We start from the raw sequence: 19,794 nt of genomic DNA, 5'->3' as shown, positions 1-19,794 counted from the left end.
CGACATTCCACACTAGGAGAAAAAGTGAGATTTATGAGATTTAAATTTTTGTCCCTTGGTTTATTTTCCCTTTCTACTGTATTGGCTTTAGGTACGACGACAATTAAACCCGCCCAAGCTGTATGTACTGCAACTGATGTGAACGTGCAAGTGGGCGTATCTAGAGAGCCAGCCGAGCAAAACAACGAAGCTAGCGCCGAGTTTGACGAAAATTGCTACAACAACAATAGTACTCATACGTCTACTCAAGTCGGTCAAGGCGATCGCGTCAGACAAAATCGCCGCAGCGAACATAAACTAGGTGGTCGTGAAGGCGACAACAAATTGCGCGAAATGGGGATAGATACTCCAAATATTTATACTCCTGTCGATGTTCGCGTGAATGTACCTACTCCAGAAGGAGCTTTGGAACGCCGTTAAATCAGTTGTCAGTTATCAGTTATCAGTAGGGTGGGCAACGCCTACCTAATGCTTGATTTGATGCATCAATAAGATGGCTAAATCGCACGCAATCTTAATAACTGCCTTAATAACTGCAATAACCGCTCGCTATTCGTAGCATATTTCAACTTTCTTGAAGTTAATTCCACAAATCCCTTCACCCTTTTGTACACTTAGCTTATACAAAGGGGTTTTTCAGTTATCAGTTATCAGAAGGAGTCGTAAGGGCGGGTTCACCAAAGATCTCTAACTCCGACGAAGATTTCGGATGAACCCGTCCGTACAGGAGTCAGAAGAATGTAATTACAATCTCTTCCACGCACCACGCATCACACACCACTCAATTACCAATTACCAATTACCCATTACCACTCACTTTCTCCCTACTCACTTAAAGATGTTAATCGGATTCATAATTGCTGTTTTAGGACTAAGTTCGCCATTAAATTATTATCAAAATAATTTATCTTTACCATCAAATAGTCAAACAATTAAACCTATGAATTATTCAAGAAGCTACTCGTATTCTCATAGTGTTGCTAGTACTTATAGTCAATCATCGACTCAATCATCGCAGCAACAAACAACTGGAATCAGTTTGAATGCAACCGCACTGCGATCGCCTCACATTTTATCAGTTGCGATCGCCGGAAATACTCGTCTAACCGGAAAAGTCATGGTAGATGGGGTAGAAGTGAAAAAACTACAAGCAAGTCAAACAAGCTTCAATTTAGTGCCTTATTTAACAAAAGGAGATAACAAAGTTGAAATTGTAGGAGAGTATCGACCAGTTTCCTCTAACGTGGCGATTAAACTTTCTGGACCTGGGACACAAATATCACAGCAAGTCAGTGGCAACGGTAAATTAAGACAAACGCTCATTATTACCATTCGTTAAGCTTTTTCAAAAACCTCTGATTTATTTGTGAATAATTAAGTTATAGGGTAGGTATCGCTTACCCTATTTTAGATTTGGTCTTGCATAACCATTCTACTTCGCTCCTAACTAATAATAAGAGTAGATAGGATGATAACTTTATACCCACCTCCCCCTCCACTTTGTCCGAGGAAAGGATCGCTATGGCTGACGGTAACAATAATAACGCCAATTTTTTAAAAATCGTTTATACCAAAGTCACAACCAACGGTCAAACTGAGTTAGTGCCACTTAAGCTCTACTCAGAAGTGCCGATTGAAGAAATTGCCTTGCCTGAAGTTAAAACTCCAACCGCAAATACGGCAACGGGAATGTTAATCGCTAATCGTTATTTGCTACATCGAGTTTTAGGACAAGGAGGATTTGGACGGACATACCTAGCCTACGATCAACATTGCTTTAATAAGTTTTGTGTTTTAAAAGAATTTTTACCAGATTCAATTGCGACACATTGTTTACAAAAATCTCGCGATTTGTTTGAGCGAGAAGCAAGAATATTATATCAAATTTCTCATTATCAAATTCCTAAGTTTCTAGCATGTTTTGAAGATAACGAACGACTATTTTTAGTTCAGGAATACGTTGACGGCAAGAATTATTCTCATATTTTACGAGACCGTCTACTAAAAACCGGACAAGCCTTTTCTGAAGCAGAAATAGTTCAATGGCTTCAGCATTTATTACCTGTATTAGATTATATTCACCAACACGGAATCATTCACCGCGATATTTCTCCCGATAATATTATTTTTGATGGCGAGAAAAATTTACCTGTATTAATTGACTTTGGAGTTGGGAAACAGGGAGTAGAAGCATCTGGTAATATGGCTGCTAATAACTCCGAGCAAGCCTATATTAACTACAAATCTATGGTGGGTAAAGTTGGCTATGCGCCCCACGAACAAATTCGGATGGGTCACTGTTCTCCTAGTAGCGACCTCTATGCTTTGGGAGTAACTGCAATTGTTTTATTAACTGGTAAAGCACCCCATGAATTGCTCGATCGCTATTCTTTAGAGTGGCTCTGGCAAGATTATAAACCCGTCAGTTACGGCTTGACTCAAATTCTGAATAAAATGCTTGCCGACAGACCGCGAGAGCGCTATCAATCGGCAATGGAGGTACTTTCAGCAATGGGTGGAGGGCGATCGCAGCCTACTGTTATTAATCCACCTGGGACAGAATTTGTACCGCAATCGCCACAAAAACCTGTATTTCCCAGCCAACAACAGGCTTCTTTTTATCCGCAGACTACAGGTATTTCATCGCAACCACCACAAGTCACTCCACCTCCAATCGAGCAACGTTCCTCGCTGCATCCTGAATTCGTGAAACTTTGCCATCAAGAACTAACTAATTTTGTGGGACCAATTGCGAGTTTTCTAATTCGAGAAACTTTAACTCAAAATCCTAGTATATCGGCTCATATGTTAGTAGAAGCTTTAGCCGAAAAAATTCCCAATCCACAACAGGCGATCGCCTTTCGTCGTCGTTTGCACTAGATTTTTGTACTAGATTTAAGTATATGTATATTGGTAGGGTGCGTTAAATAACGCACTCTATTGAGCTTTCAGCCCGATCGCGCGATCGATAAGTAACTTGACAGATAGCGATCGCCCCCTGTAGTAATGCTGTAGTAGTGCTATTGTCTCACCCCTACTTTGCAGCACAGTCATGACAATCGAACAACTATTCAATGGTGCAAATATCTTCGTTTTACCCTTTTGGGTATTAATAATTCTGCTGCCGAACTGGGGTGTAACCCGAAAGATAATGGAATCATACCTCCCATTTGTCGCCTTAGCAGTGCTATACGGTTTTTTCTTCGTTAATAGTCTCACTGCTGAAAACGCCCAAGCTTTATCCAATCCCCAATTAAAACTAGCAGATCTCGCCCAAATCTTTGCCGATCCGAAAGTCATGGCGACGGGATGGACTCATTACCTCGTCATGGATTTATTTGTCGGACGCTGGATTTACTGGGAAGGACAGCGCACCAGAGTTTGGACGATTCACTCATTAGCCTTGTGTTTATTTGCAGGTCCTTTAGGCTTACTCTCCCACATTCTCACTAGCGCGATCGGTCAAAAGTTCTTTACTCGTACCGAAGAGAGTAAGGTAGAGACTGTTACTACATCTAGCTGAATTGGTAGTTGGTAGTTGGCTAGACTGATAACTGATAACTGAAGCAATGAGTCATCGGTAATGGGTAATTGGTAGTTGGCTAGACTGATAACTGACAACTGATAACTGATAACTGAAGCAAGAAAGAATTACACCCTGCTATATGCAACCAATTCGCACGTTTAATGTCTCTCCTCGCCTATCGTCGCGCCTCGAACCTCTCCGGCGACTGGCTTACAACTTACATTGGGATTGGAACGTTGAAAGCAAAGATTTATTTCGGCGCTTAGACCCCGATTTGTGGGAATCGAGCCACCATAACCCTGTATTAATGTTGGGTAACATTAGTCAAGCGCGGTTGCAAGAAGTGGAGGAGGATGAAGGCTTCTTGGCGCAAATGGATAGGGCTGCCCGTCAGCTAGATGACTACTTGCAAGAACGCACCTGGTATGATAAGCAACGCGGACAGAAGACGGGAGACGGTAGCCTTGCCACACAGCACACGCTCCACGAATCTACGCGCTATGCGAAAGAGTGTTACGCTTATTTTTCGGCAGAATTTGGTTTAGTAGATTGTTTGCCCATCTACTCCGGTGGCTTAGGGGTACTAGCAGGAGATCATCTCAAATCTGCGAGTGACTTGGGTTTACCGTTGGTGGGTGTGGGCTTACTCTATCAGCAAGGCTATTTTGCCCAATATCTCAACGCTGATGGTTGGCAACAAGAACGCTATCCCATCAATGACTTTTATAATATGCCACTGCACTTAGAGCGCAATCCTGACGGCTCTGAGATCCGCGTTGCAGTAGACTACCCTGGAAGAACCGTCTATGCAAGAGTCTGGCGCGTCCAGGTGGGGATGGTTCCGCTGTACATGCTCGATACCAATATCGAACCGAATGGCGCATACGACCATAACATCACCGACCAACTCTACGGCGGCGACCTCGATATGCGCATCCACCAAGAAATTATGTTGGGAATTGGTGGCGTGCGGATGCTAAAGGCGTTGGGATATAACGTCACGGCATACCACATGAACGAAGGACACTCGGCATTCTTGGCATTAGAGCGCATCCGCGTGTTGATGCAGGGTGAAGGTTTGAGTTTTACTGAAGCCAGACAAGTCGTAGCAGCAAGTAACCTATTTACCACCCATACCCCGGTTCCCGCAGGAATCGATTTGTTCCCCGCAGACAAAATGTTGTATTACCTGGGACATTATGCCGATGCGTTCGGGTTGGGACGCGATGAGTTTTTGGGGTTGGGACGCGAAAATACTGGGGATCTGAGCGCGCCTTTTAGTATGGCAGTGTTAGCGCTAAAAATGGCGACTTTTGCTAACGGGGTAGCCCAGTTACACGGTGTTGTGTCACGCGAGATGTTTCAAGGATTGTGGCACGGTGTTCCAGAAGAAGAAGTGCCAATTACAGCCATCACTAACGGGGTTCACGCCCGTAGTTGTGTTGCTAAGTCAACCCAGGAATTATACGATCGCTACTTGGGTCCGAATTGGTCTTCAGCCCCCAGCGAGAATCAGTTATGGGAACGGATGGATGCAATTCCCGATGAGGAGTTGTGGCGCAACCACGAACGCTGTCGCTTGGACATGATCGTGTACGTGCGGGAGCATTTAGTCAAGCATTTGCGCGATCGCGGTGCTTCTCCTGCTGAAATTGCCGAAGCTCAAGAAGTTCTAGACCCCTATGCTTTAACCATCGGCTTTGCACGGCGCTTTGCTACCTACAAGCGCGCAACTTTATGGATGCGCGACTTTAAGCGGATCGAGAAAATTCTTACCAATAAAGACCGCAAAGTACAATTTGTCTTTGCAGGTAAGGCACACCCTAAAGATATTCCAGGCAAAGAACTGATTCGCGAGATCAACCGCTTTATTCGCGAACATGGGTTAGAGAAGCAAGTTGTCTTCGTCCCGAATTATGATATGCATATTTCGCGGTTGTTAGTTGCTGGCTGCGACGTTTGGCTCAACAATCCCCGCCGTCCCCGCGAGGCTTCCGGTACGAGTGGAATGAAAGCAGCGATGAATGGACTACTCAACTTGAGTGTCTTAGATGGATGGTGGGATGAAGCCGATTACGTCCGTACTGGTTGGGCGATCGGACATGGAGAAATTTACGACGATCCCAATTTCCAAGATGAAGTCGAAGCAAATGCCTTGTACGATTTAATCGAGCAGGAAGTTGCCAGACTATTCTACGATCGCGATACTGACAATCTGCCCCGCCACTGGATTGCCAAAATGAAGGATGCAATTCGGATTAACTGTCCGTTTTTCAATACTTCCCGGATGGTAGGCGAGTACGCCTTACGGGGTTATTTCCCAGCTAGCGATCGCTACTCTACCTTAACTGCCGATAAATTTGTCCCAGCAAAAGAATTGGCTCGTTGGAAAGCCGATTTAACCGAACACTGGAACTACATTAAAGTTGTCGAGATCGATATTGCCGAACCAGCAGAAATTCAAGTGAATCAAAATATTGCTGTCAAAGCCAGAATCGATCTTGCCACATTGTCCCCTGATAGCGTGCAGGTAGAACTGTATAAAGGTAACGTTGATGCTAGTGGGGAAATTGTCAACGGCGTACCAATTACGATGCAGTTTCAAGGTACAGATCCACAGGGGATGAGTATCTATACGGTTGAAATTAACTACACCACTTCTGGCTTACAAGGATTGTCATTACGGGTATTGCCAAAACACAAATATCTGTCCAATCCCTACGAGACGCGACTAATTCTCTGGGCGGAGGACTCTAGCGCCGTCAAGGTTAGCAGCTTGGACGGGCAAGGGAGCAGGGACAACAATGTACCCGCTGGTGCGATCGCCTAATACCCAGTTCCGCTCTAAACCCCAGTACCACCAATGCGCCGCTACATAAGCACAGATCAGACTATCTAACTGGTCTTCTACGGCTTTGAGGCTAGCAAGAGTCAGTGATGCGTGGCGATCGCTATTTAAAACCGATTGTATTCTCTTGTGACTCGTTATAGAGGGAATTTTGCCCCCCTTTTTAAGGGGGGTTGGGGGGATCTCCGAGGATTGGCAACTCTCCTGGCTCAAAACCAGAGCAGGTTCTAGAGTTGACAAAACATCAACAATATGCCGGCGGAGTTTGAGCAATTCTAAGTAACGTTCCGCCAGCTTTCCTTTTTTATATTTAAGAATCCGATCTAACTGGAATAAATGCACGATCGCAGGATGCGGAAACACCTCAATTTGGTAGCGTCCTAGCATTTGAGGCGTAATTTCTGGCGCGTGGTTAAATCCCCTAGCTTCTAAAGCTAGACCAAAATCTACTGTCCTTTGAGCAAAAGGTAGGCTGAGATTAGCTGGATAGCAACCAGCATGATATTTACCAAAATATTTGTGAGTGAGTTTGTCAGGTAAACGCATCCCTGTGGCGTTGGGGATTAGAGTCGGCGCGTCTACAGCAACAATGGCTGGTTCCTCTAGTTGTACCCAAGTATCGATCCAAGCGAGGATATCGGCAATAGATTCTCTACGATCTAAATCCAATAGTTGTAACTGCCCGTTTGTTAGTTCTAAACAACACAAACCGCTTGCACCAGAACTCCAACCCAAATCTATTCCTAGAAATTTCATCCGTTAAAGCGATCGCCTTACCAAGACTCACTCGTTAAATTGTAAATGGCACTATACACGGTCAGACTAAATGCAGGTTATTCGTCTCAACGCACTCTCTGATAACTACATTTTCTTACTTTACGAACCACAGCAGAATATAGCTGCTGTCGTCGATCCGGCTGAGGCTGAACCAGTTTTAAAACAACTGCAACAACTGGGTGCAGAATTAGTGGCAATTTTCAACACCCATCACCATCACGATCATGTGGGTGGAAATCAAAAGCTGATGCAAAAATTTCCCCAACTGACAGTTTATGGTGGAGTCGAAGATAAAGGCAGAATACCAGGACAAAAGGTGTTTTTACAAGAAGGCGATCGCGTTTCATTTGGGAATCGCACTGGCGAAGTTTTCTTCGTCCCAGGACACACCCGCGCCCATATCGCTTACTATTTTCCTCCTACCAGCGTCAACGAACCTGGAGAATTATTCTGTGGCGATACTCTATTTGCTGGAGGATGCGGGCGATTATTTGAGGGTACGCCGACCCAAATGGTAAACTCTTTGAGCAAATTACGAAATTTACCCGATAATACCCGGGTTTGGTGCGCTCACGAATACACGTTGAAAAATCTGCAATTTGCCTTAACTGTAGATGGAAATAATTCAGAACTGCGATCGCGCTTTGCCCAGGTACAAGAGGCTCGCGATCGCGATCGAGCGACTGTACCATCATTATTGGGAATAGAAAAGCAAACTAACCCATTTCTCCGCTGGCAGCAACCCGAACTACAAGCAGTTACTAAAAGTCAAGATCCCGTGCAAACATTTGCTCGTTTGCGGGGCATGAAAGATAGATTTTAACAGTTATCAGTTGTCAATTATCCCCGATTTTGTAATTCCTGTTGCAAGACTTTTTGGTAGATTCGTGGCAAAGAACTGGTCATCGCGTTATCTTCAATTCCGTAACCGAGACTCGTCCAAGTACCGGAAAGCAGCCTTAACACTCGGTCTAACTTTCCTTGGCGCAATAATTCAGCAATATCCGTCCCCCACTCTTGCGAGTCGTTGAGCCAAGCATAAACCACCTTATCCTGATATCTTGCCTCAAAACTATAAGACTGCCAAAACAGAAAGCCAGAAGGCTGAGGGTGGTATCGAGGCGCAAGAGCATACCAAGTTGTATTTATCATTTGATATCGCCCCGCTGCGGTAGAGCAATTTCCCTTGTTAGGACCGTTGACAATTGTGATACAGCGTTCTGGATGACGGCTCAAATCGCTAACGCGCTGACCACCATAGATTAGAGAATAGGGTCGAGAACCATTTGCCTCGCTAGCGGAGATCGTCCGCATTAAAGCCCGAATGTAAGGATCTCCCCCCTGCATCACCAGAGGAGGAAAATTACTCTCAAAAGTAGGATCGGGAGGCGATTTCTCTTGAGGTAAATGCCGCAGAAAGGAAAGTAAGACAAATGCAGCAATACCAGCGGCAACTAAGCGCCTTCTGCCGATTCTTAACAAGGGGGTGGTAATGGGTAATTGGTAATGGGTAATTGGTAGTTGACTATTATTGGTTGTAGACGCTGGCACTACACTGCGTGAAGGTTGTTGGTTGTCGGTCATTATTCTCCCTTGTCCTCCTTGTCCCCCTTGTCCTCCTATTTAAGCAACGCCTGCAAACAAATCCGCCAAATTCTTCTCTGGGGCTTCTGGTTTGGCGATCGCCTCGACAATTTTATTCCGCGCTGCTGGTTGAAATAAAGCTTCCACACAGATTTCAGCTACCTTGGTACGCGGAATGCTACCGCTTAAAGACAGCGTATCGGGAGAATATAACTCGATCTTATCTGCGTTATCTTCATTCTTTAACCCCCCAGGACGGACGATTGTATAAGTCAAACCACTTTTTTGAATGTACTCTTCCGCTTGCTTCTTCCAAACCAAAATTAACCAAAACAAGTTGAGTGGATGGAAGAATTGCGACGCACCAACCGAAGACACCAAAACAAAATGCTCGATGCCTTTGGCTTTAGAAACATCGACGAGATTTTTCGTGCCTTCGTAGTCTACTTTATAAGGTGCTGTGGGGTCGAAGCCCGGTTTTGCTCCTGTCGCACACAAAACGACCGTACTATCTGCGATCGCAGCTTCTAAGCTACTTGGCTGTAGCACGTCACCCTGCACCAATTCGGCAGTATTAGGTAGAATTGCTCTAGCCGAGTCCAAGTTTCGCACCAGCGCCCGCACGGGAATATTTCGTGCCACGAGTTGCTGGACGATCCTGCGACCTGTCTCACCTGTTGCGCCTGCTACAAATGCTTTCATAGTGATTATGTTAAATAAACGACAGTTATTTGTCCTGCTATCTCTAAATTTTAAATTTGATAAACATTTGATGAACTCTGCCAGATTGACGTTTTGTTTTAGTAAAGATCGAGTTGGGAACAGCAACCTCTAACTTATCGTGGGCATCCTGAATATAGAGACCAGATTAGACACAAGGGCTTTTATGCTGTCAAGCAATCGCGAATACCAATACATGGAGGCTTCAGAAACGGTTTGGGATGCAGCAGCCGTGCCAGAGGTAGAAGTACCAGCCGAGAAACTAACTCGTTTTCACGGTCAGTTTACCGACTGTATGGAAATGTATGCTGACGTGCATACTGTTGCCGAATATCTTAACGCCCATCAGGGTTGGTTTTGTCGCTGCGCTCAGCCGATGACAGTAGAGCCACTTGGCGCTAACGGTTATGCCTTGACAGTCGGTCGCTTTGGTGCCTTCAATTACGAAGTAGAACCTAAAGTCGGTTTGGAACTTCTACCTCCAGAGTCAGGCGCTTATCGAATTAGAACGATCGCCATTCCAAATTACGTTGCTCCTGGCTACGACGTAGACTTCAAGGCAGTGATGAATTTAGTGGATGCTAGTACTAACAGTCATTACAGCGGTGTCGTTACTGGAGTCGAGTGGGAACTCGATTTATCGGTTTATTTGCATTTTCCCAAGTTCATTCAGCGCTTGCCGCAATCTGTCATTCAAGCTACAGGCGATCGCCTCTTGAATCAAATCGTGCGTCAAGTCTCCCGCCGTCTAACTCACAAAGTACAGGAAGATTTTCACACGTCCTTCAATTTAACTTTTCCCAAAAAATCGAAGCGCCGTCATAGTTAATATTAGAGCGCGATCGCGCTCTAACACCAAATGCGATTACTGTTTAGTAATAATTCTCTGGACAATTTGTACTCCACTTACGGCTTGCCAACTAAATAGAGCTAAAATCGTGGCATTTAGGACAATATGGGTGTATCTCGCCCAATCTTGTCCTTTTTGCATGAAAGGGGACAAGCTAGCAGAAATAGCAATCATTCCTGTCATACCCAATCCCGCTAAAAGGTGAGGTCCAACGAATAGCTTGCCGTTATTAATGTAAGTCACAGCCATTGCACCAATCGCACCCAATACCATCAGCGCCAAAATCACCGAACCAACTTGGTAGTGTTTGACATTGTATCTGCCTTTGAGCAGCTCTTTCTTTTTCTCGCCTTCAGCAGTTCTTGCCCGTCGCCACTGTATACCCAAATAGAGCGCATAAATTGACACTCCTAGTAAGATCCACATCAAGACTGGATGGAAAAAATTGAGCCAGAACTTGACTTCTGGGGAGAGTAGAGTATTCATCGTGCGTTCACCTGGCTTTAAGAATCTTTATAAAAATTATAGTAGGGAGTCGGTAGGGGCGCACTGCTTTGCGCCCGTACAGAGGAGTCGGGAGTAGAGGAGCGGAGGGAGTAATTCAAGTCACAAGTCGCAAGTCACAATGAATTCCGAATTCTCCTCACTCACCACGCACCACGCTTTATGAGATGATTATGAGCATGGATAGTCGTGGTGTCTCCTTAATTCGAGCGGTAAAAAGTGGCGACGTTGGGCAGGTAACAGCGCTACTCGATCGCGGCGCTGACCCTAACGAGTGCGATCGAGAGGGTACGACAGCCTTGATGTTTGCCGCTCAACTTGGATATAGAGAAATCGTTCGCGTGTTGCTCGATCGCAATGCCAATCCCAATATCCACCGGCAACTTTTTGGCATTACGGCTTTGATGTTAGCAGCTGCGTCCCACCGTCTCGACGCGATCGAACTCCTGATTGCGAGGGGAGCAGATGTTAATGCTGGTAATGACGACAACAGCACAGCCTTGATGGTAGCAGCTGCCAAAGGAGATCTCGAAGTCGTACAAATCTTGTTACAAGCAGGTGCAGATGTCAATACTAGAGACAAAGATGAGGATACAGCACTGCTCCTAGCTATCCAGCACGGACACGATCGCGTCGTCCAAGCTTTACTCGTTGCAGGGGCAGATCCAAACCAAACCACAGCAGGCGAAACAGCTTTAACTCTAGCAACAGCAACAGCTAACACTCAGCTAGTCAGAATTTTGCTGGCACATGGTGCAGCAGTGAATGGCAAAAATTGGGAAGGTAGAACGGCACTCATGCAAGCTGCGCAAAGAGGTGATGTTGCCGTAACTCAATTGTTGCTAGCTAAAGGTGCTGAGCTGAATTCAAAAGATGATGCTGGCGAAACAGCTCTCACATTGGCAGTAGACGGAGGAAACCTAGAGATTGTCAAAGCCTTGTTGGAAGCCGGTGCTGACGTGAAGGCAAGGACGGAAGATGGTAGTACGGTAGTCGCGATCGCAGCAGCTAGCGGACAGGGAGCGATCGCCTCTGCTTTGCTTCTATACGGCGCTGACATTAATGCTAAGGACAAAGATGGAGAGACCCCCTTACATTTGGCTACCGTTGAAGGCTACGCTGATGTAGTAGAGACCCTACTCGATCGCGGTGCTGATGTCAATGTCAAAAATCAACTTGGCGATACTCCGCTACTGGTAGCAGCTTTGCAAGGACACAGCCAAATTGCTGAAGCATTGCTGCGGCGGGGTGCAGACCCTAATGTCAGAAATTTAGACGAAACTCCCCTCAACCTTGCCGCTAGCCTCGGTCGCACTGAGACAGTCAGAGTATTGTTAAACTATGGCGCAGACCCAAATATCCAAACAGCAGACGGTAAAACCCCGCTGATGAAAGCAGCAGACCGCAACCAGATCGGTGTGATGCAAAAGCTATTAAAAAAAGGCGCAGATGTAAATCGCCAAGATGCAGCCGGAGCCACAGCTCTGATGTGGGCAGCCCATCGAGGTTACAGCGAAGCCGTAGAATTATTATTAAATGCAGGGGCAGATGTTAATTTAAAAAATCGTGGCGGACATACAGCACTGACGATCGCCGAGTTTAACGGTTATAAAAATGTGGTGCGATCGCTCCAAGCCCTTGAGGGTAAGTCGTAAGTCAAAAGTCAAAAGTCAAAAGTCAAAAGTCAAAAGTCAGAAGTTATAACAGATCGCTGATAACTGCCCCCCTGCTCACTGCTCACTGTTTCGCTCCAGCTACATATGCTCCCCAAAGACTAGCACCGTCCATATTGGCATCGGTTAAGTTGGCTTGGGTAAGATTTGCCATTTTCAATTCTGCTCCACTCAGGTTAGCACCTTTGAGATTCGCTCCAGATAAATTAGCACCATTCAATTTAGCACCGCTTAAGTCAGCATGAGTGAGATTTGCCATACTCAAAGAGGCTTCTTGCAGGTTTGTTGCGCTTAAATTCGCTCCACTCAAATCGGCTTCGCTCAAAGATGCTTCTTTCAAGTTAGCACCACTCAAATTTACGCCGCTCAGAGCAGCACTGATGGCATCGATTCCTTTAAAATCTCTCTCTCCAGCTTGATAGCGCTCGATTAGTTCTGAAACGTTCATCTTCACCATCGATTCTCACAGTAGGATTGGTAGTAAGCATCAAGCTTGAGCGAACGGACTCTAGAGCCTGTGTAGTCGTGACTTACAGTCGCAAGAGTGCTTACTCGTATAAGTTTTGCAAATATAAAAAGCGAGAAAAGTAAGATTAGATACTGATGTTGGGGAAGGTGGAGCAATTTATGCAAATCGAGCAATGTCTTCATACAGCTATACTAGTCTCCAATTTAGAGCAAGCCGATCGCTTCTACGGGGAAATTTTGGGATTAGCCAAAGTCGAGCGATCGCTCAAATTTTCTGGTAGTTGGTATCAAGTCGGCACGTATCAAATTCACCTGATTGTTGCACCCAGCGTACCTTTTACAACTCAAAACCCCGAAAAATTGGGTCGCAATCCTCATATTGCTTTTGCTGTATCCGATCTAGATGCTGCCAAGCAAAGACTTTTGGCTCACAACTGTCCTATCCAAATGAGTGCTTCCGGTCGCGCAACTCTTTTTACCCAAGACCCTGACGGCAATATCATCGAATTGAGTCAGTTATCAGGGTAATGGGTAATGGGTAATGGGTAATTGTTATCAGTAGCTAGTGGCTGGTGGCTAGTGACTAGAAATTCTTCCTTGTCTTCCTTGTCTCCCTTGTCCCCCTTGTCCCCCTTGTCCCCCTTGTCCCCCTTATCCCCCTTGTCTTCCTTGTCTTCCTTGTCTCCCGTGTCCCCCTTGTCCCCCTTGTCTTCCTTGTCCCCCTTGTCCCCCTTGTCTTCCTTGTCTTCCTTGTCCCCCTTGTCCCCCTTGTCCCCTTGTCCCCCTTGTCCCCCTTGTCCCGACTTAATGACAATCTTTGCTTACTGCTATACCGATCCTCTCCTCGATCCGACACCCGATCTCGGTCGATGGCAGGGTATGGATCGAGTTTATCAAGACTTAGGGCAGCGATCGCAGTTGCAGCAGTTGTTGAGTGACTGTCAGACAGCACCACCAAACTGTTTGTATATTCGTCGCTTGGACGATCTAGGCGATAGTATGGCAGAAATTGGCGATCGCTTGGTTCAATTACAGGCTCTGGGTGTAAAGGTAGCGATCGGTGAATCGTCTTTAGCAACCGATTTGGGGAGTGAATTAACGCTACAGACAGATTTAATTCAACTTCTACACACCATAGGACAACAGCAGCGCAGCCGTCGTCTGCGTCAAGGACACGCTCGCACTCGTCTCAATGCCTTGCCTCCTCCTGGTAAAGCTCCCTATGGTTATCGGCGTGGTAAAGAAAAATACGCGATCGACCGCACGACTGCTCCAGTTGTGAAAGATTTTTTTGAAAACTTTCTCCTGTTCGGTTCTTTGCGCGGAGCAGTACGGCATTTAGCACAAAAATATGGCAAAAAGATTTCCGTGACTACCGGACGACGTTGGCTGACGAATCCTGTTTATCGAGGCGATACGGCTTATCAAAACGGTGAGACGATCGCCAATACTCACGCACCAATTATTTCTCGGGAAGAGGCGGCTCAGATCGATCGGCTGTTGCGGCGTAACCGCCAGCTCCCGCCGAGAACTGCTAGCGCTCCTCGTTCCCTCGTCGGATTAGCGAATTGTAGCGAGTGCCAAGCGCCAATGACGGTTGTGAGCGTTACTGCTCGTCGTCAAAAGCGAGAATATCTCTACTTGCGCGCCTTACAATGTCCTCATCGCCCTAAATGCGGTGCTATTGCCTACGAACAGGTATTAGAACAAACAATTGCTGCTATTTGCCGCGATTTACCTAATGCTGTGGCTCAAATGAATTTTCCTCAATTGGATGCAGCAAAGCAGTCTTTACTCAACGCGATCGCCAATCGGGAAGAGATTCTAGCTCAACTTTCTCAGCTTACTAGTACAGGTATTTTGGATGAAGAGACTGCTAGTTTACGCGCCTACAAACTGCGCGCGGAAATTTCCCAGTTACAAGCTCAATTTGCGACTTTACCACCAGTTAATTTACGTTCCGTAGCTCAGGCTGTATCCATTCCTCAATTTTGGTTCGATTTATCTGAATCGGAGCGTCGCTTCTACTTTCGCGAATTCATCGACCAAATTCAGATTCTGCGGCAAGATACGGCTTGGCAGGTACGCTTAGTTTTTGTTTTTTAATATTAGGCTTCACTGCAATATTAGGTTTCGCTTCTCAGGCGCATTGCTAGTTCTGCAAATAAAGCCGATAATGTAATTCGATTAGCTTTGTCGCTCCGAATTTCCTGAGTTTCTCGCTCAACTGTTGCTAGAATTTCCGCATATTTCTTGCCTATATCCTCGTTCATATTTTTAGATTGGTCTAAAATCTGCTGGCGTAAATCTCGGGCAATTTTATTTGTTTGCTCGTCCAAATCAAAAAGCTTTCTCTCTAGATTTTCAACTTGGTTTTTATGTTCTTGGGTCAGTTCTTTTAAAGTTTCATCTCGACTGACTTGCTGTTTTTTAACGACTTCTGTGAGAGATTCAATCTCTTGTCTGATGTAGGCTTCCAAGCCATCCATGCGCTTTCTTGTATCTTCCCGCAGTTCTGTAAATTCTTTCAGCAGTCGTTCTTCAATCCGGTTGAATCTTTTATTATTTTCTCGAACTTGCGTCCCGAAGAGAATCTCTCGAATTTTATCTAAACTTCCACTACTCAAATTTTCTACCTGAGCATATTGAGAACCATTTGCTCCAGGTGAAATCGACTCGTTGTTTGGAGATTCTCCATCTATATATTTGATATCGTCCTCTGTCGATGCACTCATTATTAACTCCTTATCTTTTCCTGAAAATGATTTATTTACATTTTCATTCTTGCCAGATCGTTTGCGATCGCAGTCCGAATTTAACTCAACTTTTCTAGTTTAGACGAGATTGTCTCTAAAATCTTTTCTTGAACCTTGTAGGCTTTCTTACTGGTGTATATACTTTAATTTACTAAAATTAATCGTAGCGCGAGTGCTTGAGGTTAATTAAAGTTTTTTGAAAAATTTAAACTTCGCTTTACAACAAAATCTCGAAAAACCAAGAAAATATTAAAAAATTTACACAGCTCGTCTTTGTCACAAAGAACTGTAACAAGATAGATCTTACTGAGTTCGATCGTTTCCAGTTTGGAGCCGCGTCACAACGTAACTATCGTGAGAAAATGTTAATTGCTCGCGATCGCAACTAACATGAGCAATACAATATTAAAATTCATAGATAGATGTCTCGCCGATAAAGAGTGTGGGTATATTTACAGGAAATAGACCAAATAACTTGGGCGTGCGCGATGGTAAGCTCGCCCCATGTCCGAATACACCAAACTGCGTCTCTAGTCAAAGTACAGATGCTAGCCATAAGGTAGAGCCGCTGAACTATACATCTGCTCCCGAGGTGGCGTTGACCCAACTCAAACAAGTTATCTCAAGTTTACCGAAAACAAATATTGTGACGGAAACTGACAGCTATATCTATGCTGAATTCACGAGTGCGATCGTGGGTTTTGTCGATGATGTCGAGTTTTATTTAGATCGCGACGCACAAGTCTTCCACGTCCGTTCGGCTTCTCGATTGGGTAAATCCGATCTGGGCGTGAATCGCAAAAGAATCGAGACGATTCGAGCGCAGTTTCAAGAACTACAAGTACAAAATTCCGCTTAGTACAAGAAGAAAAGAAATAAAACTGATAACTGGTCACTGGTCACTGGTCACTGGTCACTGACAAAAAAATACCCTCCTACTGTGGCTTGAGGAGGGTTTGAATCTTTGCATGAGGAAGCAGACTGTTTGGTCTACTGAAAGATAGAATAGAAGGCTAATGTGACATAAATGTGACACAATTTTCAATTCGATCGCCTTCTCTGTCAATTGCTATATGTTTTTATGGGCGTACCTCTGTGCGCCCTTACTAATTTGTCTATCTCGCGAATTAATCTACAAAGTCTGAAGGCATCTCAGGTTGTGCCTTGTCATTTGAAGAGATTGGACGCTGACCATCCACATTCAACGTCTTGTCAACTTTAAAATCATTCGCAGCGATAGGGCGTTGACCGTCAATATTTACTGTCTCTTTAATGTCTAGATTGCTGGGATCGACTGGACGGCTGCCGTCTACATTCAATGTCTCTTGAGTTTGCAGATTACTAGCAGTAATGGGACGCTGACCATCCACATTCAGGGTATCGCGCACTTCATTGCGATCGGCAGCGATAGGGCGTTGACCGTCAATATTTACCGTCTCTTTGACTTCTAGATCGCTAGGATCGACGGGACGATTACCATCTACGTTAATCGATTTTCGGGTTTGCTTCTTGCGACTCATGTTTCTTTCCTATATCGATTCTTATGGGTGAATCATTGGGTGGGGGTGGGTTAATTAAGTTCCTGGTGTAGAAACAAATATTTTTGCTGAAGCCACTCCTACAGACTTAATACTTTTGCGCTCTTCAGTGTTGCGCTTCTCTTCGCGCCTTTGCGTCTAACGCTACGCTTCACCTACGGCTGATGCGCGACACAAAATCTTTTCTTGATTTCTTCAACCACGATCCAAAATTTATCTTTTAACCACATCAAAAACATCTACTAAAAGTCCAATCATCAAAAATTAAAAATCCCCCACCCGTAGGCGAGGGATTTTCTCATTTAACTACACAACTAGGTAGAGGCATTAGCCAAACTTACCAGCCGTGGAGGCAATGAGGAACGCAGCATACGTGAGGATGTATCCAGCAGCGAAGTGACCCAAGCCAACAATCCGAGCTTGAACGATGGATAGAGCAACGGGCTTGTCTTTCCAGCGAATCAGGTTCGCTAGAGGAGTCCGCTCGTGCGCCCAGACCAAAGTTTCGATCAATTCTTGCCAGTAACCGCGCCAAGAGATCAGGAACATGAAACCAGTTGCCCAGATCAAGTGTCCGAGGAGGAACATCCAAGCCCAGACAGACAGGTTGTTCATGCCATAGGGGTTGTAGCCGTTGATTAGCTGAGCTGAATACAGCCACAGGTAATCGCGCAGCCAGCCCATCAAGTATGTCGAAGACTCGTTAAATTGAGCTACGTTGCCTTGCCAAATACCTAAGTGCTTCCAGTGCCAGTAGAACGTGACCCAACCAGCAGTGTTTAGTACCCAGAAAGCAGCCAGGTAGAAGGAGTCCCAAGCGGAGATGTCGCAAGTACCGCCACGACCAGGACCGTCGCAAGGGAAGGCATAACCGAAGTCTTTCTTATCGGGCATCAGTTTGGAACCACGGGCATCCAACGCGCCTTTAACCAGTACCAACACGGTTGTGTGGATCGCCAAAGCAAAAGCGTGGTGTACCAAGAAGTCGCCAGGACCGATGGTCAAGAATAGAGAGTTCGTGCCGTTATTGATTGCATCCAACCAGTTAGGCAGCCATGCAGCGCCAGCGGTGGAAGCAACGCTATCGGGATTCGATAGCAGGGTATCGAAGCCGTACAGTACTTTACCGTGAGCGCCCTGAATGAACTGCGCGAAAACTGGTTCGATCAGGATTTGCTTTTCAGGAGTACCGAAGGCTACTACAACGTCGTTGTGGACGTATAGACCCAAGGTGTGGAAGCCCAAGAAGAGAGACACCCAAGACAAGTGGGAGATAATCGCTTCTTTGTGCTTCAAGACGCGATCGAGAACGTTGCCTTTGTTTTGCTCTGGGTCGTAGTCGCGTACCCAGAAGATTGCAGCGTGGGCAAACGCACCCAACATCAACGCACAAGCAATGTACTGGTGATGGGTATACAGCGCTGCTTGTGTCGTGAAGTCCTGCCCGATGAATGCATAGGGAGGCATCGCGTACATGTGCTGCGCGACCAAGGATGTAATCGTTCCCAGTGCAGCCAGTGCCAAAGACAGCTGGAAGTGCAGGGAGTTGTTGATCGTGTCGTACAAGCCTTGGTGAGGCAGGTTGAACTGACCTTCAGTGCTAGCGCCGAAGAATTTCTTGGCGTTGAGCATTTCTTTGATGCTGTGACCGATACCGAAGTTGGTACGGTACATGTGTCCGGCGACGATGAATAATACAGCGATCGCCAGGTGGTGGTGTGCCATATCCGTCAGCCACAAGGACTGGGTTTGGGGATGGAAACCACCTAAGAAAGTTAGAATTGCGGTTCCTGCGCCTTGACTCGTGCCAAATACGTGATTGGCAGTGTCAGGGTTAGCAGCATAAGCGCCCCAGTTACCAGAGAAGAAGGGTTGTAGCCCATCTGGATGAGGTGGGGTGGTGAGGAAGTTACTCCAACCAACGTGCTGTCCGCGAGATTCGGGGATCGCAACGTGAACTAGGTGTCCAGTCCAAGCTAAGGAGCTAACGCCAAACAGACCAGCTAAGTGGTGGTTGAGGCGTGGCTCGGCGCTCTTGAACCAGGAAAGACTGGGGCGGAACTTGGGTTGCAGGTGCAGCCAGCCAGCGAACAGGAAGAGAGACGCTAGCAGCAGCAGGAAGACAGAACCCATGTAGAGGTCGTTATTTGTCCGCATCCCAATGGTGTACCACCAGTGGTAAACACCAGAGTAAGCAATGTTAACGGGATAGCTTGCACCACCTTGGGTGAAAGCATCAACTGCGGCTTTGCCGAATTGCGGGTCCCAAATTGCATGGGCAATGGGACGGACGTGTAGTGGGTCTTTAATCCACTGCTCGAAGTTGCCTTGCCAAGCGACGTGGAACAGCAGGCTAGATGCCCACAGGAAGATGATTGCCAAGTGACCGAAGTGAGTGGCGAAGAGTTTCTGATAGAGATTCTCTTCAGTCATCCCGTCGTGGCTTTCAAAGTCGTGAGCGGTTGCGATGCCGTACCAAATCCGACGTGTTGTCGGGTCCTGGGCTAGGTCTTGGCTAAATTTAGGGAATTTTGTTGCCATAGGTTACGT

The 19,794-nt window shown here is 45.9% G+C and carries 20 protein-coding genes; 11 read left to right on the top strand and 9 right to left on the bottom strand.

Annotated features, from left to right (window positions below; all coding sequences use genetic code 11):
• The first annotated feature begins 33 nt into the window (after window positions 1-33).
• The 5 genes from M5J74_RS26960 (at window position 34) to glgP (ending at window position 6,356) form a co-directional block, all read left to right on the top strand.
• Entirely contained in the window at window positions 34-420 is a 387-nt protein-coding gene (locus M5J74_RS26960; RefSeq protein ID WP_051033303.1) for a hypothetical protein, read from the top strand.
• A 289-nt stretch (window positions 421-709) separates the two neighbouring features.
• Complete coding sequence (locus M5J74_RS26955; protein ID WP_250014297.1) at window positions 710-1,339, top strand: hypothetical protein; 630 nt, start codon at window positions 710-712, stop codon at window positions 1,337-1,339.
• Between the two features lie 182 nt (window positions 1,340-1,521).
• Window positions 1,522-2,880 (top strand): serine/threonine-protein kinase, encoded by a 1,359-nt coding sequence (locus tag M5J74_RS26950; RefSeq protein WP_250014295.1) that lies wholly within the window; start codon window positions 1,522-1,524, stop codon window positions 2,878-2,880.
• Window positions 2,881-3,052: 172 nt separating this feature from the next.
• Window positions 3,053-3,523 carry an ABA4-like family protein gene (locus tag M5J74_RS26945; RefSeq protein ID WP_106167576.1) on the top strand — a complete coding sequence of 157 codons (471 nt, stop codon included), beginning with the start codon at window positions 3,053-3,055 and terminating at the stop codon, window positions 3,521-3,523.
• Window positions 3,524-3,665: 142 nt separating this feature from the next.
• On the top strand, window positions 3,666-6,356 hold the full coding sequence (gene glgP, locus M5J74_RS26940) for an alpha-glucan family phosphorylase (RefSeq protein WP_250014293.1): 2,691 nt from the start codon (window positions 3,666-3,668) through the stop codon (window positions 6,354-6,356).
• On the opposite strand, the gene M5J74_RS26935 is transcribed toward glgP, so the two are convergent.
• Window positions 6,258-7,130, bottom strand: a complete 873-nt coding sequence (locus M5J74_RS26935) for a DUF429 domain-containing protein (RefSeq protein ID WP_250014292.1) — start codon at window positions 7,128-7,130, stop codon at window positions 6,258-6,260. The two genes, glgP and M5J74_RS26935, sit on opposite strands and share 99 nt — an antisense overlap.
• 70 nt (window positions 7,131-7,200) lie before the next feature.
• Between M5J74_RS26935 and gloB the strand changes: the two genes are divergently transcribed.
• The gene (gene gloB / locus M5J74_RS26930) at window positions 7,201-7,974 is read left to right on the top strand and encodes a hydroxyacylglutathione hydrolase (RefSeq protein WP_106217530.1); all 774 of its coding nucleotides are present in this window, start codon (window positions 7,201-7,203) and stop codon (window positions 7,972-7,974) included.
• 17 nt (window positions 7,975-7,991) lie between these two features.
• Here gloB and M5J74_RS26925 read toward each other — a convergent pair whose 3' ends face one another.
• Window positions 7,992-8,735, bottom strand: coding sequence for a glycoside hydrolase family protein (locus tag M5J74_RS26925; protein ID WP_015156953.1), 744 nt, complete (start codon window positions 8,733-8,735; stop codon window positions 7,992-7,994).
• Window positions 8,736-8,774: 39 nt separating this feature from the next.
• A complete protein-coding gene (locus M5J74_RS26920) occupies window positions 8,775-9,437 on the bottom strand; it encodes an NAD(P)H-binding protein (RefSeq protein WP_015156952.1) in 663 nt (220 codons plus the stop codon).
• Between the two features lie 184 nt (window positions 9,438-9,621).
• On the opposite strand from M5J74_RS26920, the gene M5J74_RS26915 reads away from it, so the two are divergent.
• Window positions 9,622-10,284 (top strand): DUF1997 domain-containing protein, encoded by a 663-nt coding sequence (locus M5J74_RS26915; protein ID WP_015156951.1) that lies wholly within the window; start codon window positions 9,622-9,624, stop codon window positions 10,282-10,284.
• Between the two features lie 36 nt (window positions 10,285-10,320).
• Here M5J74_RS26915 and M5J74_RS26910 read toward each other — a convergent pair whose 3' ends face one another.
• Window positions 10,321-10,791, bottom strand: a complete 471-nt coding sequence (locus M5J74_RS26910) for a DUF4079 domain-containing protein (RefSeq protein WP_015156950.1) — start codon at window positions 10,789-10,791, stop codon at window positions 10,321-10,323.
• 191 nt (window positions 10,792-10,982) lie between these two features.
• Here M5J74_RS26910 and M5J74_RS26905 point away from each other — a divergent pair, with 191 nt between their 5' ends.
• The gene (locus M5J74_RS26905) at window positions 10,983-12,464 is read left to right on the top strand and encodes an ankyrin repeat domain-containing protein (RefSeq protein WP_106217531.1); all 1,482 of its coding nucleotides are present in this window, start codon (window positions 10,983-10,985) and stop codon (window positions 12,462-12,464) included.
• A gap of 82 nt (window positions 12,465-12,546) precedes the next feature.
• Here the strand turns inward: M5J74_RS26905 and M5J74_RS26900 are convergent, their stop codons facing one another.
• On the bottom strand, window positions 12,547-12,930 hold the full coding sequence (locus tag M5J74_RS26900; RefSeq protein ID WP_041462623.1) for a pentapeptide repeat-containing protein: 384 nt from the start codon (window positions 12,928-12,930) through the stop codon (window positions 12,547-12,549).
• A 179-nt stretch (window positions 12,931-13,109) separates the two neighbouring features.
• Between M5J74_RS26900 and M5J74_RS26895 the strand changes: the two genes are divergently transcribed.
• Window positions 13,110-13,478 (top strand): VOC family protein, encoded by a 369-nt coding sequence (locus tag M5J74_RS26895; protein WP_250014290.1) that lies wholly within the window; start codon window positions 13,110-13,112, stop codon window positions 13,476-13,478.
• 55 nt (window positions 13,479-13,533) lie between these two features.
• Here the strand turns inward: M5J74_RS26895 and M5J74_RS26890 are convergent, their stop codons facing one another.
• Window positions 13,534-13,764: a hypothetical protein gene (locus M5J74_RS26890; protein ID WP_250014288.1), complete on the bottom strand. Its 231-nt coding sequence runs from the start codon at window positions 13,762-13,764 to the stop codon at window positions 13,534-13,536.
• On the opposite strand from M5J74_RS26890, the gene M5J74_RS26885 reads away from it, so the two are divergent.
• Window positions 13,758-15,056, top strand: a complete 1,299-nt coding sequence (locus M5J74_RS26885; protein WP_250014287.1) for a recombinase family protein — start codon at window positions 13,758-13,760, stop codon at window positions 15,054-15,056. The two genes, M5J74_RS26890 and M5J74_RS26885, sit on opposite strands and share 7 nt — an antisense overlap.
• 20 nt (window positions 15,057-15,076) lie before the next feature.
• On the opposite strand, the gene M5J74_RS26880 is transcribed toward M5J74_RS26885, so the two are convergent.
• Window positions 15,077-15,685: a hypothetical protein gene (locus M5J74_RS26880; protein ID WP_127023370.1), complete on the bottom strand. Its 609-nt coding sequence runs from the start codon at window positions 15,683-15,685 to the stop codon at window positions 15,077-15,079.
• Between the two features lie 463 nt (window positions 15,686-16,148).
• Between M5J74_RS26880 and M5J74_RS26875 the strand changes: the two genes are divergently transcribed.
• Window positions 16,149-16,565, top strand: coding sequence for a DUF1499 domain-containing protein (locus M5J74_RS26875; protein WP_015156944.1), 417 nt, complete (start codon window positions 16,149-16,151; stop codon window positions 16,563-16,565).
• A gap of 268 nt (window positions 16,566-16,833) precedes the next feature.
• Here the strand turns inward: M5J74_RS26875 and M5J74_RS26870 are convergent, their stop codons facing one another.
• Together M5J74_RS26870 and psaB are read right to left on the bottom strand one after the other, a co-directional pair.
• Window positions 16,834-17,226 (bottom strand): hypothetical protein, encoded by a 393-nt coding sequence (locus tag M5J74_RS26870; protein WP_015156943.1) that lies wholly within the window; start codon window positions 17,224-17,226, stop codon window positions 16,834-16,836.
• Window positions 17,227-17,571: 345 nt separating this feature from the next.
• The gene (psaB, locus tag M5J74_RS26865; protein WP_015156942.1) at window positions 17,572-19,785 is read right to left on the bottom strand and encodes a photosystem I core protein PsaB; all 2,214 of its coding nucleotides are present in this window, start codon (window positions 19,783-19,785) and stop codon (window positions 17,572-17,574) included.
• Between the last annotated feature and the right edge of the window lie 9 nt (window positions 19,786-19,794).

This window comes from Chroococcidiopsis sp. CCNUC1 (genome assembly GCF_023546805.1).
GTDB lineage: Bacteria > Cyanobacteriota > Cyanobacteriia > Cyanobacteriales > Chroococcidiopsidaceae > Chroococcidiopsis > Chroococcidiopsis thermalis.
The sequence above is the reverse complement of the archived record's forward strand: the minus strand, read 5'-3'. Positions and strand labels throughout refer to the sequence as shown.

Excerpts from the sequence above, each read along its gene's own strand:
- M5J74_RS26960 (WP_051033303.1), top strand. The coding sequence starts at position 34 with ATGAGATTTAAATTTTTGTCCCTTGGTTTATTTTCCCTTTCTACTGTA.
- M5J74_RS26955 (WP_250014297.1), top strand. The coding sequence starts at position 710 with ATGAACCCGTCCGTACAGGAGTCAGAAGAATGTAATTACAATCTCTTC.
- M5J74_RS26950 (WP_250014295.1), top strand. The coding sequence starts at position 1,522 with ATGGCTGACGGTAACAATAATAACGCCAATTTTTTAAAAATCGTTTAT.
- M5J74_RS26945 (WP_106167576.1), top strand. The coding sequence starts at position 3,053 with ATGACAATCGAACAACTATTCAATGGTGCAAATATCTTCGTTTTACCC.
- glgP (WP_250014293.1), top strand. The coding sequence starts at position 3,666 with ATGCAACCAATTCGCACGTTTAATGTCTCTCCTCGCCTATCGTCGCGC.
- M5J74_RS26935 (WP_250014292.1), bottom strand. The coding sequence starts at position 7,130 with ATGAAATTTCTAGGAATAGATTTGGGTTGGAGTTCTGGTGCAAGCGGT.
- gloB (WP_106217530.1), top strand. The coding sequence starts at position 7,201 with ATGCAGGTTATTCGTCTCAACGCACTCTCTGATAACTACATTTTCTTA.
- M5J74_RS26925 (WP_015156953.1), bottom strand. The coding sequence starts at position 8,735 with ATGACCGACAACCAACAACCTTCACGCAGTGTAGTGCCAGCGTCTACA.
- M5J74_RS26920 (WP_015156952.1), bottom strand. The coding sequence starts at position 9,437 with ATGAAAGCATTTGTAGCAGGCGCAACAGGTGAGACAGGTCGCAGGATC.
- M5J74_RS26915 (WP_015156951.1), top strand. The coding sequence starts at position 9,622 with ATGCTGTCAAGCAATCGCGAATACCAATACATGGAGGCTTCAGAAACG.
- M5J74_RS26910 (WP_015156950.1), bottom strand. The coding sequence starts at position 10,791 with ATGAATACTCTACTCTCCCCAGAAGTCAAGTTCTGGCTCAATTTTTTC.
- M5J74_RS26905 (WP_106217531.1), top strand. The coding sequence starts at position 10,983 with ATGAGCATGGATAGTCGTGGTGTCTCCTTAATTCGAGCGGTAAAAAGT.
- M5J74_RS26900 (WP_041462623.1), bottom strand. The coding sequence starts at position 12,930 with ATGAACGTTTCAGAACTAATCGAGCGCTATCAAGCTGGAGAGAGAGAT.
- M5J74_RS26895 (WP_250014290.1), top strand. The coding sequence starts at position 13,110 with ATGCAAATCGAGCAATGTCTTCATACAGCTATACTAGTCTCCAATTTA.
- M5J74_RS26885 (WP_250014287.1), top strand. The coding sequence starts at position 13,758 with ATGACAATCTTTGCTTACTGCTATACCGATCCTCTCCTCGATCCGACA.
- M5J74_RS26880 (WP_127023370.1), bottom strand. The coding sequence starts at position 15,685 with ATGAGTGCATCGACAGAGGACGATATCAAATATATAGATGGAGAATCT.
- M5J74_RS26870 (WP_015156943.1), bottom strand. The coding sequence starts at position 17,226 with ATGAGTCGCAAGAAGCAAACCCGAAAATCGATTAACGTAGATGGTAAT.
- psaB (WP_015156942.1), bottom strand. The coding sequence starts at position 19,785 with ATGGCAACAAAATTCCCTAAATTTAGCCAAGACCTAGCCCAGGACCCG.